This window comes from Roseovarius sp. Pro17 (assembly GCF_035599575.1).
Lineage (GTDB): Bacteria > Pseudomonadota > Alphaproteobacteria > Rhodobacterales > Rhodobacteraceae > Roseovarius.
Genome location: NZ_CP141179.1, coordinates 1,287,396 through 1,303,312 on the forward strand (window position 1 = coordinate 1,287,396; position 15,917 = coordinate 1,303,312).

At 59.0% G+C, this 15,917-nt stretch carries 15 protein-coding genes; 9 read left to right on the forward strand and 6 right to left on the reverse strand.

The annotated features are described in order from the left end of the window. Positions 1 to 6: 6 nt before the first annotated feature. Complete coding sequence (locus U3654_RS06250) at positions 7 to 915, reverse strand: LysR substrate-binding domain-containing protein (protein ID WP_324754482.1); 909 nt, start codon at positions 913 to 915, stop codon at positions 7 to 9. Positions 916 to 1,006: 91 nt separating this feature from the next. Here U3654_RS06250 and U3654_RS06255 point away from each other — a divergent pair, with 91 nt between their 5' ends. The 7 genes from U3654_RS06255 (at position 1,007) to U3654_RS06285 (ending at position 6,904) form a co-directional block, all read left to right on the forward strand. Continuing rightward, positions 1,007 to 2,131 carry an FAD-dependent oxidoreductase gene (locus U3654_RS06255; protein ID WP_324754483.1) on the forward strand — a complete coding sequence of 375 codons (1,125 nt, stop codon included), beginning with the start codon at positions 1,007 to 1,009 and terminating at the stop codon, positions 2,129 to 2,131. After that, on the forward strand, positions 2,097 to 2,414 hold the full coding sequence (locus U3654_RS06260; protein WP_324754484.1) for a (2Fe-2S)-binding protein: 318 nt from the start codon (positions 2,097 to 2,099) through the stop codon (positions 2,412 to 2,414). Before U3654_RS06255 ends, U3654_RS06260 begins: the two co-directional genes overlap by 35 nt. Next, the gene (locus tag U3654_RS06265; protein ID WP_324754485.1) at positions 2,407 to 3,798 is read left to right on the forward strand and encodes an NAD(P)/FAD-dependent oxidoreductase; all 1,392 of its coding nucleotides are present in this window, start codon (positions 2,407 to 2,409) and stop codon (positions 3,796 to 3,798) included. Before U3654_RS06260 ends, U3654_RS06265 begins: the two co-directional genes overlap by 8 nt. After that, the gene (locus tag U3654_RS06270) at positions 3,795 to 4,565 is read left to right on the forward strand and encodes an ABC transporter ATP-binding protein (RefSeq protein ID WP_324754486.1); all 771 of its coding nucleotides are present in this window, start codon (positions 3,795 to 3,797) and stop codon (positions 4,563 to 4,565) included. The genes U3654_RS06265 and U3654_RS06270 overlap by 4 nt, the downstream gene beginning before the upstream one ends. A gap of 28 nt (positions 4,566 to 4,593) precedes the next feature. Further along, entirely contained in the window at positions 4,594 to 5,382 is a 789-nt protein-coding gene (locus U3654_RS06275; protein WP_324754487.1) for an ABC transporter substrate-binding protein, read from the forward strand. A 71-nt stretch (positions 5,383 to 5,453) separates the two neighbouring features. After that, complete coding sequence (locus tag U3654_RS06280) at positions 5,454 to 6,146, forward strand: ABC transporter permease (RefSeq protein ID WP_324754488.1); 693 nt, start codon at positions 5,454 to 5,456, stop codon at positions 6,144 to 6,146. Next, complete coding sequence (locus U3654_RS06285; protein WP_324754489.1) at positions 6,143 to 6,904, forward strand: ABC transporter permease subunit; 762 nt, start codon at positions 6,143 to 6,145, stop codon at positions 6,902 to 6,904. Before U3654_RS06280 ends, U3654_RS06285 begins: the two co-directional genes overlap by 4 nt. A gap of 771 nt (positions 6,905 to 7,675) precedes the next feature. Here U3654_RS06285 and U3654_RS06290 read toward each other — a convergent pair. The 3 genes from U3654_RS06290 to U3654_RS06300 form a co-directional block, all read right to left on the reverse strand. Beyond that, a complete protein-coding gene (locus U3654_RS06290) occupies positions 7,676 to 8,413 on the reverse strand; it encodes a hypothetical protein (RefSeq protein WP_324754490.1) in 738 nt (245 codons plus the stop codon). Between the two features lie 291 nt (positions 8,414 to 8,704). Continuing rightward, entirely contained in the window at positions 8,705 to 8,884 is a 180-nt protein-coding gene (locus tag U3654_RS06295; protein ID WP_324754491.1) for a hypothetical protein, read from the reverse strand. Positions 8,885 to 8,944: 60 nt separating this feature from the next. Next, the gene (locus U3654_RS06300) at positions 8,945 to 10,063 is read right to left on the reverse strand and encodes an S-(hydroxymethyl)glutathione dehydrogenase/class III alcohol dehydrogenase (protein ID WP_416384588.1); all 1,119 of its coding nucleotides are present in this window, start codon (positions 10,061 to 10,063) and stop codon (positions 8,945 to 8,947) included. A gap of 148 nt (positions 10,064 to 10,211) precedes the next feature. On the opposite strand from U3654_RS06300, the gene U3654_RS06305 reads away from it, so the two are divergent. Beyond that, on the forward strand, positions 10,212 to 11,099 hold the full coding sequence (locus tag U3654_RS06305) for a LysR family transcriptional regulator (RefSeq protein WP_324754492.1): 888 nt from the start codon (positions 10,212 to 10,214) through the stop codon (positions 11,097 to 11,099). Positions 11,100 to 11,139: 40 nt separating this feature from the next. Next, a complete protein-coding gene (locus tag U3654_RS06310) occupies positions 11,140 to 12,045 on the forward strand; it encodes a bestrophin family protein (protein ID WP_324754493.1) in 906 nt (301 codons plus the stop codon). A 165-nt stretch (positions 12,046 to 12,210) separates the two neighbouring features. Here the strand turns inward: U3654_RS06310 and uvrA are convergent, their stop codons facing one another. Both uvrA and U3654_RS06320 read right to left on the reverse strand, forming a co-directional pair. Continuing rightward, a complete protein-coding gene (gene uvrA, locus U3654_RS06315) occupies positions 12,211 to 14,679 on the reverse strand; it encodes an excinuclease ABC subunit UvrA (protein WP_324754494.1) in 2,469 nt (822 codons plus the stop codon). A 72-nt stretch (positions 14,680 to 14,751) separates the two neighbouring features. Further along, positions 14,752 to 15,723, reverse strand: a complete 972-nt coding sequence (locus U3654_RS06320) for a quinone oxidoreductase (protein ID WP_324754495.1) — start codon at positions 15,721 to 15,723, stop codon at positions 14,752 to 14,754. Positions 15,724 to 15,917 lie beyond the last annotated feature (194 nt).

The window sequence follows — 15,917 nt, forward strand, 5'->3', positions numbered from 1 at the left end:
CCAACCTTATTGCATAACGAACGTTGCAAATCTGTCCTCCACGAGGTCCAGAAATCGGCTGGCCACGCGCGAGGGCTGACGCAAGGCGGGTAGCAGCAAATCATAGCGAAACAGCTGCTCTGGCACGAGCGGGCGCGCGACGACGCGTCCGGCACTCGCGAAATACGTAGCGGTGACAGGCTCGACGATAGAGACACCTGCGCCGGCTGCGACCAACTCGCAGATTGACGCGGACAGTTGAGCTTCGGCGACGATCCGGGGGCGGGCACCGCCCGCCGACAGGAACAGGTCAGTTTCGGATCGCGTGCCGATCTCGGCCCCGAGGGCGATGAAAGGTTGCTGATCAAAATCCGCAGGTTCCAAGACGTCCTGACGCTCCAAGTGATGGCTGATCGGCAGGACCGCCAGCATGGGGGCCGTAAAGATCGGTCTGCGGATGACAGCCGGATGATCATTGTCCAGCGCAGCAAACCCAAGATCGAACTGCTGTGAACTGAGATGCTGCAAAACTGCCTGTGAACTGCGGGTGCGCAGCGACACGGTGATACCGGGCTCGTGGGCGATGAATTCGGCAATGACCTCCGGCAACAGTTTTAGCGCCAGCGCCGGCATCCCCGCGACCAGCAGGCTACCTTTGCGAAAGTCGCGGATATCCGTGATGACGCGGGAAATCTCGGACATGCCGACGAAGGCGCGTTCGACCTCCTCATAGAGGGCCAGCGCCTCGGGTGTCGGCACGACCTGACGTCCGCGCCGCTCAAACAGGTCGAACCCGGCAACACGCTCCAGATCGGCGATCAACTTGCTGATTGAGGGTTGCGTGGTGCCCAGCACACCGGCTGCCGAAGTGATCTTGCCTGTTTCGATCACAGCGCGGAAGGCTTCGATCTGGCGATGTGTGAGACGGGGGAGCATGGCTAATACATATCCAAAATGAATGATTTGAACAAATATCACGATTATTCATATAAAAAGAAAGCTGCGACTTTACCTTGGGAGGAATCGCATGAACCGTACTGACCCAGAAATCACCATTGTCGGCGGCGGCGTTGTCGGGCTGTCCGTGGCGCTGGGGCTGCTCCTGGCCGGTCGCAGGGTTCATGTGCTGGATGGCGCCGACAGTGATGCACGGGCGTCGCAGGGCAACTTTGGCCTTGTCTGGGGGCAGGGCAAGGGATGGAATTTTGCGCCTTATGCCAGATGGACCAGCGAGGCATTGGCTGCATGGCCGGATTTTGCGCGCCGGCTGGCGGATTTATCCGGCATCGATGTCGCGCTGGATCAGACCGGCGGTTTCGAGTTCTTCACTGATGCTGGCGAGATGGATGAATTTGCAGGAATGCTGGCACAGCAGCAGCGGCATCTGGGCAATCAATTTAGCCATGAGATGCTCAGTGGCGATGATCTGCGAGCGCAGATTCCGGGCATCGGACCGGACGTCGTCGGGGCCAGCTTCTCCCGGCATGACGGGCATGTGAACCCACTGCGCTTCCTGCGCGCGTTGCGGAGTGCCGTAGTAGCCGCCGGTGGGCGCGTAGAAATGAGTGCGCCAGTGGCAAAAATCGCACCGGTTACCGGAGACGGATTTGACGTCTTGATGGCGAGCGGGCAGAAACGCAGTGCGCAAAAGGTCATCCTTTGCGCCGGACTGGGCGCAGCGACACTGGCCGCCCAACTGGGCTTTGCCACGCAGATACGGCCCCAACGCGGCGAACTGCTGATTACCGAAAAACTGGGCGACCGCCTGCCGTTCCTGTCCAGCACGATCCGGCAGGTGGATGAGGGCGGTGTGCAGATCGGGGGAACCAAGGCCGATGCAGGTCTGGACGATAGAGAAACGCTGGACGTGATGACCGGGCTTGCGCGCCACGCGGTGACCGTATTTCCTGCATTGGCAGACGTGCGCGTCGTGCGGGCCTGGAGCGCGCTGCGCGTCATGTCGCCAGACGGGTATCCGGTCTACGCGCGCTCCGCGCACCATCCCGGTGCCTATCTCATCACGTGTCATAGCGGTGTCACGCTTGCCCCGTTGCACGCCACCGTCCTTGCGGACTGGATAGAAAGCACATCTGCAGCACCTGATCTGGAGGCCTTCGATGAAAACCGTTTCACGATTTCTAACGCCGCCTGAGACCGGCACAGTCGTAGAGTTTCAATACGAGGGCGAGACTGTGACGAGCCCTGCGGGAGTATCGCTTGCCGCAGCCCTTCTGGCCCATTCCGGCGCGTACACGAGGCAGACAGCCAAAGGGGACGCACGCACAGCGTTTTGCATGATGGGCGTCTGTTTTGAGTGTTTGGTCGAGGTCGATGGCAATCCCAATACACAGGCCTGCATGTGTCCAGTACGCGACGGGATGATCGTCAGCCGCCAGATGGGATTGCGCCGACTGACGGGATGCAACGATGTCTGAATTCGATCTTATCATCATCGGCGCCGGTCCTGCCGGCATGTCGGCTGCCCGGACGGCGGCCGATGGTGGGCTGCGCGCATTGCTGCTGGACGAACAGGCTCAGCCCGGCGGGCAGATCTACCGCAATGTCGGCCAGAACCGGTCAGCGCGTGGCTGGCTGGGCGCGGAGTATGCATCCGGCGCGCGGCTGGTTGATGCGCTGGATCATCCGCTCGTCACGGTGGAATCCGGCGCGACCGTCTGGCGGCTGGAGGCTGGGCCGCGCGTCGTCTGGTCGCGAGGTGGCACCAGCCATATCGCGGCAGCGCCGCATGTTGTGCTGGCGGGTGGCGCGCAGGAGCGGCCCGTGCCATTCCCCGGCTGGACACTGCCCGGTGTGATGACAGCGGGGGCGGCGCAGATACTGATGAAGACAGCCGGGATGTTGCCACGCGACGCCGTGTTGGCGGGGTCGGGGCCGCTTCTGTATCTGGTCGCGGCGCAGATGATAGACGCCGGATGCCCACCAAAGGCGTTGGTCGAGACCCAGACAACCCGCATGATGCTAGGTGCCTTGCGATATCTGCCGAAGGCAGCGTTTGCAGCGGGAATGTTTTTGAAGGGGCTTGGCCTCATCCGGAAAATAAGCGCGGCCGGTGTTCGGCGATACACAACTGCCTCTGATTTCAACGCGACGTCCGACGCCAGCGGCATGATCCATTTCTCTTTTCACTCGAAAGGCAAGCGCGAGAGTCTGACCTGCGCCCTTCTGCTGACGCATCAGGGTGTGATCCCGTCAACGCATCTAAGCCGTGCCGCGGGCATCACGCATGAATGGAACGCGGCACAGGTTGCCTTTCAGCCGGCCCACGATTTTTGGGGGGCCACCGATCAGCCGGGCCTGCACGTTGCCGGTGACGGGGCGGGCATCGGCGGCGCTGAGGTTGCCACCGCGTCCGGGGAATTGACGGCCCTGAATATTTTACACGCCAGCGGGCACAACAGTGCCGATGTACGCAACCAACGCGCAGCGGCTGCCGGCGCGACGCTGTTTCGCGCCCGCGCCATTCGCCCCTTTCTGGACGCCGCCTATCCGCCCCCGATTGAGGTCCTGTCGCCTCCCGACGATACCATCATCTGCCGCTGCGAGGAGGTCAGCGCTGGCGCAGTCCGGCAAGGCATGAGCGAGGGCGCACAAGGTCACCGTCAGATCAAAACATCGTTGCGCGTTGGCATGGGCGCGTGCCAAGGTCGCATGTGCGACGCCACAGTGCGTGGAATTTTGAGTGCAGGAAAAACATCACGTATGGGTCAGATCGTCCCGCCAAGGGCACGTTCGCCCATCAAGCCGATCAGCTTGGGCGAGTTGGCAACACTGACCAGCGATCAGGAGGAAACGGTATGAGCGATCCCGCAGCGTTGAAGATCGAAGACCTGCACAAGAGTTTCGGTAGTCACGAGGTCATCAAGGGCGTCTCAATGGAAGCGCAGAAAGGCGAAGTCATTGCCATCCTTGGCGCCTCCGGCTCTGGCAAAAGCACGTTCCTGCGCTGCATCAACCTGCTGGAGATACCGAATTCCGGCGACGTCTGGCTGGCGGGGGAAAAGATGCGCATGAAGCGTAACCGCCACGGCGATACGGTGCCCGAGGATATTCGACAGGTCGAGCGGATGCGCGCGCGCCTTGCCATGGTGTTTCAAGGCTTTAACTTGTGGTCGCACATGACTGTGCTGGAAAACGTGATGGAAGGGCCGCTTTACGTGCAAAAGACGCCCAAGGCGGAAGCGCGCGAGAAGGCCAAGGCCCTGCTGGCCAAGGTCGGGCTGTCTGATCGCGCCGATTATTACCCAGCGCATTTGTCCGGCGGTCAGCAGCAGCGTGTCGCCATTGCGCGGGCACTGGCGATGGATCCTGATGTGATGTTATTTGACGAGCCGACCTCGGCCCTTGATCCCGAACTGGTGGGCGAGGTGCTGGGCGTCATGCGCGATCTGGCCGACGAGGGGCGCACGATGCTGGTCGTCACGCATGAAATGAGCTTTGCCCGCGATGTATCGACCAAGACCGTCTTTCTTCACAAAGGCGAGGTCTGCGAAGAAGGCCCGCCGTCGGAGATATTCTCAAACCCTCAAACCACCGAATTTCAGGCGTTTTTGTCGCGCATGAATTGACCATCCAACCCTAGAAAAGGACCCAACCATGATCCGTAGAACTATTCTGACCACTGTCGCTGCCGCCGCGCTGGCCGCGATTGCCATCCCCGCCACTGCGCAGGACGTGCTGCGCATCGCAGTCGAGGGCGCATACCCTCCGTTTTCGTCCACGTCATCCGACGGCACACTTGTCGGTTTCGACATTGAAATCGCAGAGGCGCTTTGCGCCGAAATGCAGCGTGAATGCGAACTGATCCAGCAGGAATGGGACGGCATGATCCCCGCGCTCAAGGCGCAAAAGTTTGATGCCATCGTCGCGTCCATGTCGATCACCGAAGAGCGCAAGCGCCAGATCGATTTCTCGGACAAATACTATCAGACGCCCGCCCGCGTGGTCGCCCCGGAGGATGCCGATTTTGACGACACGCCCGAAGGGCTGGCCGGCAAGCGGATCGGCGTGCAGCGCGGTGCGACGCACCAGTGCTACGCTGAAAAGATGTTCCCCGATGCGGAAATCGTTCTTTACGGCTCGCAGGACGAAGTGTTCCGTGACCTCGCGCTGGGCCGTGTGGATGCACAACTGTCAGACAGCCTGATCGCGAAGGAGGGCTTTCTCGATACGGATGCAGGGGCGGGCTACGCGTTCCTTGGTGGCGATCACGTTGATATCGAATGCTACGGTGAAGGCGTCGGCATCGCCGTGCGCCAAGGCGAGGAAGAGTTGCGCGATGCGTTTAGCGCGGCGATCCTCGCCATCCGCGAAAACGGCACCTACGCAGAGATCAACGACAAGTATTTCGATTTCGACATCTATGGCGGACGTCCTGCTTCCTAATGATCGGACCTGCACCAAAAAAAGGTCAGGGCGGCACTTCGTCGCCCTGACCCACAACCGGGGGACGCCTGATGGACCTGATACTGGAATACCAATCCCAGTTGATTGACGGAACGCTTATGACGATTAAGCTGGCGCTGACGTCGCTTGTCTTTGCGCTGCTGTTTGGGCTGTTGGGTGCTTGGGCGAAGCTGTCCTCCAACCGTTTGGCGCGGCGTCTGGCCGGGCTGTACACGACCATCGTGCGCGGTGTGCCCGACCTCGTGCTGATCCTGCTGGTTTTTTACGGCGGTCAGGTGACGCTGAACAATATCGGCGTGATCACTGGGCTTTGGGGTTATGTCGAAGTCAGCCAATTCGCGGCAGGCGCCGGAACGATTGGCGTGATCTTTGGCGCCTATTTCACCGAAACGTTCCGGGGCGCGATCATGGCTATCCCGCGCGGCCAGATCGAGGCGGGGATCAGCTGTGGCATGTCCAGATCGCTGATATTCCGCCACATCATCTGGCCCCAGATGGTGCGCTATGCGTTGCCGGGTTTCACCAACAACTGGCTGGTGCAACTCAAGACGACGGCACTCGTTTCGGTCATCGGCCTTCAGGATCTGGTCTATAACGCGTTCACCGCAGGCCGCTCCACGGGCATGCTGTTTACCTTCATGGCGGCGGCGTTTGTCATCTATCTGATGCTGACGGCCGTCTCGGATGTTTTGCTGCGCGCGCTTGAACGACACTACAGCCGCGGCGTGGTGAGGGCGGGATGATGGAAAACATACTGTCCTATATCCCTCTCGACATTGCGCTGATCGCCGATAATTTCGACCGTTTCTTATATGGCGTGTGGACTACGCTGAACCTTACGTTTCTGGCGCTGCTGCTGGGCACCCTGCTGGCCATTCCCATGGCGATCGCGCGTGCGTCCGGGCACGCTGTATTTAATCCGCTGGTACAGGCTTACACTTATGTTTTTCGCGGCACGCCGCTGCTGGTCCAGACCTATCTGATCTACTACGGCGTCGGACAGTTCGACGTCATCCGCAACAGCTTTCTCTGGGATCCGATCCTATCGTCGGCATGGTGGTGTGCGCTGATTGCGTTCACCCTAAACACAGCAGCCTATACGACCGAATTGCTGCGCGGTGCCATCGCCGACACGCCAACCGGCGAGGTCGAAGCCGCAATCGCCACAGGCCATTCCTACCGCAGCCGCATGCGTCGGATCATTCTGCCCTCGGCCTTCCGCCGAGCGATCCCGGCCTATTCAAACGAAGTCATCTTCATGCTGCACGGGTCCGTCATAGCCAGCACAATCACGCTTCAGGATATCCTTGGCGTCGGGCGCTGGCTGAACGGTCGCTACTACCTCGCTTATGAGGGGTTCATCACTGCGGCCGTGCTCTACTTCCTGATCGTTCTCTGCATAGCATGGGCCTTTCGCTGGTTCGAACGCCGCTATCTGCGCCATTTAGTCCGCCGTAGCGAGGGCGTGGAGCCGACTATCACTCCGACCCCCGTCACCTGAGAGGGTATTCGCATAGTCCGAACGTTATGCATATCGACTTAAGGATGCGGTAAGCTCGTCAGGTGTGGCGGTACCATCTATCTCGGCTGCCAAGTTGGAAGCGGAGCCGATGTGACAGAGCAGACATGTGCACATTGCGGTTAATTGACTCGCTAGTATCGCGGATTTCGGCAAGTTGAATGGTGCGTGGGTGCCTGAGGGCAATGCGCCGAAACAGATGATGGCGATGTCGGCAAACACATCATTGAGCGTTCCGTTGACCCAGCCACCCGGCCGATATGCCGCCAGCGCCTGGTCCAAAACGTGACCATGTAGGGCGCGTTCAGAACGCCAATGCGTTTGTCATAGGAGGTCGAAGGCCAGCGGAGCATCAGATCCACCTCGCCGGCGACAAGTTGATCGAACACCTCAAGTTGGCCGCCAAGCTGATTTTTGGCAAAACAGCCGCGCGTCGATTTCCCGGTCCGAGCCTTCGCTGATCAACACCGCCCATCCCTAGATCGCATCGCCTGACGACGATCCCTCGTAACCGACCGGCATGAGTGATCAAAACCCGCCGTTCCAGGTCGACCTCTGTAGAAAAGGCGGCTATACGGCGGTGATCCTTCCGATTTGATGATTGGCGCTCTCATCTTTGGCATGGCCTTGGTAGAACAGGCGGGCAAAAGCGCCCCTCCCATTCACCTGAGTATCAATGATGCATTCATCGAATGCGTTATCCGCACAGCGCAAATTCGTTGAAAATCTGAACGTGCGCGATGCAGCCTTGGCTCAGATCGAAATCTGCACCACCGTGTAAACCGCAACCGCCGCCACGAACGCCGGAAACGAAGACGGGTGTTCACGTGAAAACTCTTCTTCCAGCACGACCAACACAATTCCACCTGCGAGAAACGACAGCAGAAGAGTGACCACCACCGGCGAGATTACCGTTGTGGCACCGACGATCCAGCCGACAAGGATGGCGATGGTCAGTGCCCATCTTCCGATGCGCTGATAGACGCCCTTGTGGATGTCCATCATCCGATAGTCGACGACCAGAAAATGAACAGCCATCGAAATCGCGAAAATGACGATCGAAACCGGATTGTTCATTTGCACGATAAGATAGCCGATGATGGCCTTGTAAAATGCGTAGGATGCAAGGTGGATCCAGACCCTCAGCCCGGTGGCTTCGTGCGCAATGTGAGAGCCACTTGCATCAACCGGTTTTTCCACCATACGTTCCATGCCATAGAACGCGACGAGGCCGATCAGTAACGGCAGGAACGGGCTGTGCTTGAGGATTTCCGCAGCGTAGCCCAGCGAGTCTGGAAATGCAGCCGTCCCTTCAACGATCTTTGGCAGAAGTCCAAGAAAGACATAGCTGATGGAAATGCCATCAGCGAAGGACAGCCAGTACTTCTGCGGCAATTGGCGCTTCCAGCGCAACATATCCGCAAGCACGTGGACAAGGCTAAGAAACAACACCGATGCCAGCGACAATCCGATCAGAGTGGTGCCATTCATTTCGATAGTCCTTTCGACCGTTCTACAAAAAACTCGTCGGCGTCACCGTGATCCACGACCGCCAAACGGACCTTTCGATCTGCTGAGGACGCACGTTCAGAACGTAATCGCGCATGTGGAAATGGCACTTACACCGTGATTGTGTGGCGTTGGCGTAAAATCCAGCGCTTTGCCCATGGTCATAGCTATCGACATCCGCCACATCCGCGCCGCGCGGACTGGTGTCGGGGTTACAATCGCGACGCCATGCTCCAAGCCATGCGTTGGTGGCCGGCTTTCGGCATAAAATTCTCATCGGTGCAGGTCAGCCCGGACAGCCAATAGGATCACCGGCACTTCCTGTCCTTTCGCGATCTGCGGAGATAGGTAAATCGTGAACCGCATGTCGTAGTTCAGGTTGTTTGCATGGTCGCCATGGTCCTTGGTCCAGCCGCCAAGGCTCTTGTCAACGCCGGCGGTTTCCAGTGACATGCTGTATCTTTCGTCCAGATGATGTGGCCGCGCCGCACGTGGCGCGACCCCTCGTTTCGCTTACTTATCGAAGTGAATGACGCTGCGGATGCTTTTGCCTTCGTGCATCAGATCGAACGCCTCGTTGATGCCCTCAAGACCCATGGTGTGAGTGATGAAATCGTTCAGCTTGAATTCGCCCTTGAGGTAGCGCTCGACATAGTCGGGCAGTTCCGACCGGCCCTTGACGCCGCCAAAGGCAGACCCGCGCCAGACCCGGCCGGTGACCAGCTGGAACGGACGGGTGCAGATTTCCTGACCCGCGCCGGCGACACCGATGACCACGGATTCACCCCAGCCCTTGTGGCAGCATTCCAGCGCCGAGCGCATGACATTGACGTTGCCGATACACTCAAACGAGTAATCAACACCGCCGTCGGTCAGTTCCACGATCACATCCTGAATCGGCTTGTCGTGGTCCTTGGGGTTGATGAAATCGGTCGCGCCCAGTTTGCGGGCCAGATCGAACTTGCTCTCGTTGATGTCGATCACGATGATCCGGCTGGCCTTGGCCATCGTCGCGCCGATCACGGCCGAGAGGCCGATGCCGCCCATGCCAAAGATCGCGACGGTCGCGCCTTCCTCGACCTTGGCGGTGTTCATCACCGCGCCCATGCCGGTGGTGACGCCGCAGCCCAGCAGGCAGACTTCTTCCAGCGGGGCGTCGGGATTGACCTTGGCCAGCGAAATCTCCGGCAGCACGGTATATTCGGAAAAAGTCGAGCAGCCCATGTAGTGCAGGATCGGCTTGCCGTCCTTGGAAAACCGGCTGGTGCCGTCGGGCATCAGGCCCTTGCCTTGCGTTTCGCGGATCTTCTGGCAAAGGTTGGTCTTGCCGGATTTGCAGAACTTACATTCCCCGCATTCGGGCGTGTAGAGCGGGATCACGTGATCGCCGACGGCAACGCTGGTCACGCCTTCGCCGATGGATTCGACGATACCGCCGCCCTCATGGCCCAGAACAACCGGGAACAGCCCCTCGGGATCGTCACCCGACAGCGTGAACGCATCGGTGTGGCACACGCCCGAGGCGACGATGCGAATGCGCACTTCGCCAGCCTGCGGCGGCGCCACGTCAATCTCTTCGATCGAGAGCGGCTGGTTAACCGCCCAGGCGACAGCCGCTCTGGATTTGATCACGTCAGTCATGAGGACTCGCTTTGCTTCTGGTTGGTAGGGACCGCTTGTGCAGCGGGGCATGTACGGGGTTTACACTATTCCCGCCCCGCCATAATCATGAATTTTTGCAAATCAGTATTACGGCAAAGTAATAATGTAGGTGCATCTGATGGCATGGGAGGCGCCGATGTTCAGTTGGGAAGGCGTTTCCGAATTCGTTGCCGTCGCAGAGACCGAGAGTTTTACCACCGCCGCCAGTCGGTTGGGCATTTCCACAGCGCAGGTTAGTCGCCAGATCGGAGCGCTTGAGGCGCGACTGGCGGTAAAGCTGTTCTATCGCACCACACGAAAGGTCACGATCACCGATACAGGGCAAACCTATTACAATCACTGCCGACAGGTTCTCGATGGGCTGGCGGAAGCGGAACGCGCGATCTCGGACCTGCACCAGACGCCCAGGGGCAGGCTGAACCTGACCGCCCCGGTGACCTATGGCGAAAGCCGGATCGCCCCGTTGGTAAACGATTTTGTCGTCCGCTACCCGGAACTGGAGGTCAATCTGACCCTGACCAACCAGATGCTCGATCTGGTCGCAGAAAGCTATGATTTGGCGATCCGTCTGGGCGAGCTTGAAGACAGCACCATGATGGCCAAGCGGCTGGCATCGCGCACCCATTACGTCTGCGCCTCGCCCGACTATCTTGCGGTGCGTGGCGCGCCGCATACCCTGTCCGAACTGGAGCAGCACAATTGCCTGCAAGGCACAGTGGGCTACTGGCGCTTTCAGGAGCGAGGCAAGACGCGCCATATTCGCGTCACCGGGAATATTCGCTGCAATAGCGGGTGGGCCTTGGTCGATGCCGCAGAAAAAGGTGTGGGGCTCATTCAATTGCCGGATTATTATGTCGAGGCCGAACTTCAGGCGGGTCGGCTGGTGTCTGTTCTCGACACTTATCGCGCACCGGATGATGGCATATGGGCGATCTATCCACAGAACCGGCACCTGTCGCCCAAGGTGCGGCTGCTGCTGGACCATCTGGGCCAAGGATTAGCATGAATTTGCGCGCTATTTACATTTAAGTATTGAGGAAAATCAGATGATCGTCAGAGAGCACCCGTCCTCACTGCAGCTTTTCTTTGTCATGCAAGGATCGGTTGTGCCGAAAATAATTGGCAGGATCATTGGGGTCGCGTTGCTGTCTGTCATTGTCCTGCTGATTGATCAATATCTCGTCGCCCTGCCGCGTATTTCGATCGGTGCCATGGGCATATTCGGCGTCGCGCTGTCGCTGTTCCTTGGGTTTCGCAACAACGCGGCTTACGACCGCTGGTGGGAGGCGCGCAAACTTTGGGGATCAATGATTGCCGATGTGCGCAATTTGGGGCGGCACATGTGCGTTTTTGTCGGCAAAGGGGCAGATCGCGCGCATATACTGTCCTGCGCCGTCGCCTTTGCCCATCTTCACCGTGGGTTTTTGCGAGGCGTCGATGTGCGGGCCGATATCCTCGACTGGATTGGCGAAGAAAAAGCAGCAACGATGATTGCGCGGAAAAACCCCGCAGATGCAGCGCTGCGGTCTATGGCTGACCAGCTTGGAAAGCTTGCCAATGATGACGCTATCAGTGGGTTTGGCCAGATGACCATCTCGCAGACGCTGTCCTCATTGGCGCTGGCGCAAGCAGGATGTGAACGCATCGTGACGACGCCATTGCCCTTCGTGTATTCCCTCTTGGTGCGTCGAACGACATATCTTTACTGCTGGTTGCTACCCTTCGCGCTGATCGAAGCCACGAGCTGGTTTGCCCCGGTGTTTTCGGCGGTCGTGGCCTATGTTTTCTTTGGCCTTCAGGCGGTGACCAATGAATTGGAACTGCCATTTCGCCACGTTCAGAACGGGCTGCCGCTTGATGCGATGTGCCGAACGATTGAAATATCGGTGTCCGAAGCGCTGGATCGCCAGCCGCCTGAGCCTTTGGGCGTGACAAACCATGTGTTGAGTTAGGGTAGGCCTCGCGAAGATAGGGGTGGCCGCTGTAAAGCAGGCTTTTCAACCATGGTGAATCACAAGCGAAACCGCGTCAAAGTGATCGTGCCCCACCTGATGGGCTTTGATTTGTCCTATGTTCCGCACCGAGCGATCACGCGCTTTACGGCCCAGCGGGTGCCGCTACGGGAGCAGGAACGGAGCAGTTCGGCTGGTCTTTGACCTTGCTACACATTCAGGCGGGCCTTGGACGACGACCGCGCCGCCTGCGTCCCCGGCACCGGGGCCGATGTCGATGATCCAGTGGCTGCTGCGGGCGACCAGCATACTGTGCTCAACCATGATCACGGTGTTGCCCGCGTCGACCAATCCGTTGAGCTGCGCCATCAACATCGCCACGTCTGCTGGGTGTAGGCCGGTAGTTGGTTCGTCCAGAACATATAGCGTATCGCTGCGCCCCGCGCGTTGCAGCTCGGTCGCGAGTTTAATCCGCTGCGCTTCTCCGCCCGATAGCTCGGTCGCGGGCTGCCCGAGGCGCAAGTAGCCTAGACCAACTTGCAGCAAAGCCTGAAGCGCGCGCAAAACCGCAGGTTCATCAGCGAAGAATTCGTGCGCCTTATAGACCGTCATGTCGAGCACTTCTGCAATGTTCTTGTCGCGGTAGGTGATCTCCAGCGTTTTGGCGTTGTATCGCTGGCCTCGACACACAGGGCAGGGCGCGTAGACGCTGGGCAGGAAGAGCAGCTCCACACTGACAAAACCCGCGCCTTCGCAATTCGGGCAACGGCCCTTTGCGACATTAAACGAAAAGCGGCCAACGTCATATCGACGTGCTTTTGCTTTGCGTGTCGACGCGAACAGCTTGCGAACATGGTCAAACAGACCGGTATATGTGGCGAGGTTGGAGCGCGGCGTGCGCCCGATCGGTTTTTGATCAACAGTAACCAAGCGGCGAACGTGCTCCATCCCATCAACGATCTGTCCGCCGATGGACGTCTCTAGTTCCCGCTCCAGCATCTCAGCTTCATCACTGGCGGCTTCAACGGACTTCTTTTGCCCCAAGGCTTCGCCAACCAGCTCGACGAGGGCTTGACTGACAAGGCTTGACTTGCCTGAGCCTGATACACCGGTAACTGTTGTCATAACCCCGAGGGGGAATTTAACGTCCAGGCTTCGCAGGTTGTTTTGCTCGATCCCCTCCAGCTTTAGCCAACCTGTCGGCTTCCGCGGCGTGCGATCTGCCGAGAGATCTGGCGCGAATAGATAGCGCCCGGTATGCGACCCTTTCACGTCGCGCAGGCCCTCTATCGGGCCGTTGTAGACAACTTTGCCGCCATGTGTTCCGGCATCCGGCCCGATGTCCACGATCCAGTCGGCATGTCGAATGACGCTGTCGTCATGCTCGACCACGAACAACGAGTTGCCAGCGCCTTTGAGCTCATCCAGCGCGCCCAGCAATGCTTGGGTATCCGCCGGGTGCAGCCCTGCCGAAGGCTCATCCAGAACATAGATCACACCGAACAGCTGCGAGCGGATTTGCGTGGCCAGCCGCAATCGCTGCAACTCGCCCGGTGACAGGGTTGGCGTGCTGCGTTCAAGCGACAGATAGCCAAGGCCGAGGGTCGTGAGCGCTTCGACGCGGGCCAGAATGTCGCTGGCAATGCGCTGCGCCACGATCGCCTTTTCCGGGTGCAAGTCGCTGGCGTCCGGTTTTGCCGTGGCTGCATCGCGCAACCGCGCGGCAAGGTCGCTCAGCGTGAGTTGCGACAGCTGCCCGATATCCAGACCTGCAAATGTCACCGCGAGCGACTCGCGCTTCAGCTTCTTGCCGTTGCAGTCGGGGCATTCGGAAATCTGCATGAACTGCGAGACGCGTTTCTTAGTGCGATGGCTTTGGGTTGTTGCAAACGAATGCAGCACGTAGCGCTGCGCACTTGTGAACGTCCCCATGTAACTGGGCGACAGATTGCGCCGACGTGCGCGGCGCGTCTCATCGGGGGTAAAGCCTGCATAGACCGGCTCCACTGGTGTCTCATCCGTAAACAAGATCCAGTCGCGGGTCTTTTGGGGCAGGTCCTTCCACGGTATGTCGATGTCGTGCCCGAGCGAAACGAGGATGTCGCGCAGGTTTTGTCCCCCCCACGCGGGCGGCCACGCTGCGATGGCACGCTCGCGGATCGTTTTGGTGTCATCGGGAACAAGCAGCTTTTCGGTCACTTCAAACACGCGCCCGATGCCATGACAGCGCGGGCACGCGCCATCAGGAGTGTTTGGCGAGAACGCATCGGCATAGAGTATCTGTTGCCCGCGCGGGTATTTTCCGGCGCGTGAATAGAGCATCCGCAAGCCGTTCGATATCGTCGTGACACTCCCGACTGAGGACCGTGCCGAGGGCGCACCGCGTTGTTGTTGCAGTGCGACCGCTGGCGGAAGCCCGTCGATGGCGTCGACGTCAGGTTCGCCAACCTGATCAATCAAGCGGCGCGCGTAGGGCGACACTGAATCCAGATACCGGCGCTGAGACTCTGCAAACAGCGTTCCAAAGGCCAGCGAGGATTTTCCAGACCCGGAGATGCCCGTAAAAACGACAAGCGCATTACGGGGCAGATCGACGTCGATGTTCTTTAGATTGTGGACACGCGCGCCCCGCACCTGAATGCAGTGGTCAGGGTCGCACGCGACGTTCTTGGGCTTATCTAAGGGAATTGCTTCGGTCTCGTCTGGCTATGGCCGCAACACGGTCGAGCCGGTCGTCTTGCGGCCCTCCAGATCCTGATGCGCCTTGACCGCGTCCGCCAGCGCATAGGTCTGGTTGACCTCAATTTTGACAGCACCCGACCCGACAACCTCGAACAGATCAGCCACGTTGGCCTGCAATGCCTCATCAGATTCCACATACGTGTTTAGCGATGGACGAGTCAGATAAAGCGAGCCCTTTGCCGCCAATACGCCTGTGTCAAAGCCCTTTACCGGGCCAGATGCAGAGCCAAAGCTAACCAGCAGGCCACGCGGGCTGAGACTGTCGAGCGAAGGGTCAAGAGTGGCCTGACCGACACCATCGTAGACCACTGGCACACCCTTGCCATCGGTTAGCTCACGCACCCGCTCTGCGACATTCTCTTTTGTGTAGTTTATCACCTCATCACAGCCAAAGGATTTGGCCAGCGCAGCCTTTTCTGGCGAGCTAGTCGTGCCGATAACGCGGACGCCCAGATGTTTCGCCCACTGAACGGCAATCAGGCCAACGCCACCAGCTACAGCGTGCCACAGGATCGTATCGCCAGCTTTGACCTTGTAGGTTTCCCGCAGCAAATAGCGCACAGTCATTCCCTTGAGCATCATGGCAGCCGCAGTGTCATCCTCGATTGAATCTGGCAGTTTGCTAAGCCTGTTGGCTGGCATGTTGCGCGCTTGCGAATAGGACCCCAATGGCCCCGCGCCGTAGGCAACCCTGTCGCCTTCTTTCAAGCTGGTGACGCCATCGCCAACCGCTTCGACCACGCCGGCGCCCTCAAAGCCCAGACCGCTGGGCAAGGGTAGGGGGTAGGCACCGGAGCGAAAGTAGGTATCGAGATAATTGAGCCCGATGGCAGTATGGCGCAACCGCACCTCGCGTGCTTGCGGAGCATCCAGAGTGATGTTCTCGTACTGCATGACTTCCGGACCACCGGTTTTGTGAAATTTGATCGCTTTCATCTGTTCGCTTTCCCGTCGGTGGCTATTGGCACTAGTCCGTTGAAAGAGGATATCACATCCAGAAATCAGCCAAAGTAGTTTGGTGATCTGCTGAGGACGCCAATCAATACACGATAAATGCGTCTTGCCAATCACAAGACACGACAGCGGCGGACCACATAGACCACTCATTTGCGCCAAGTAGTGATGATTTT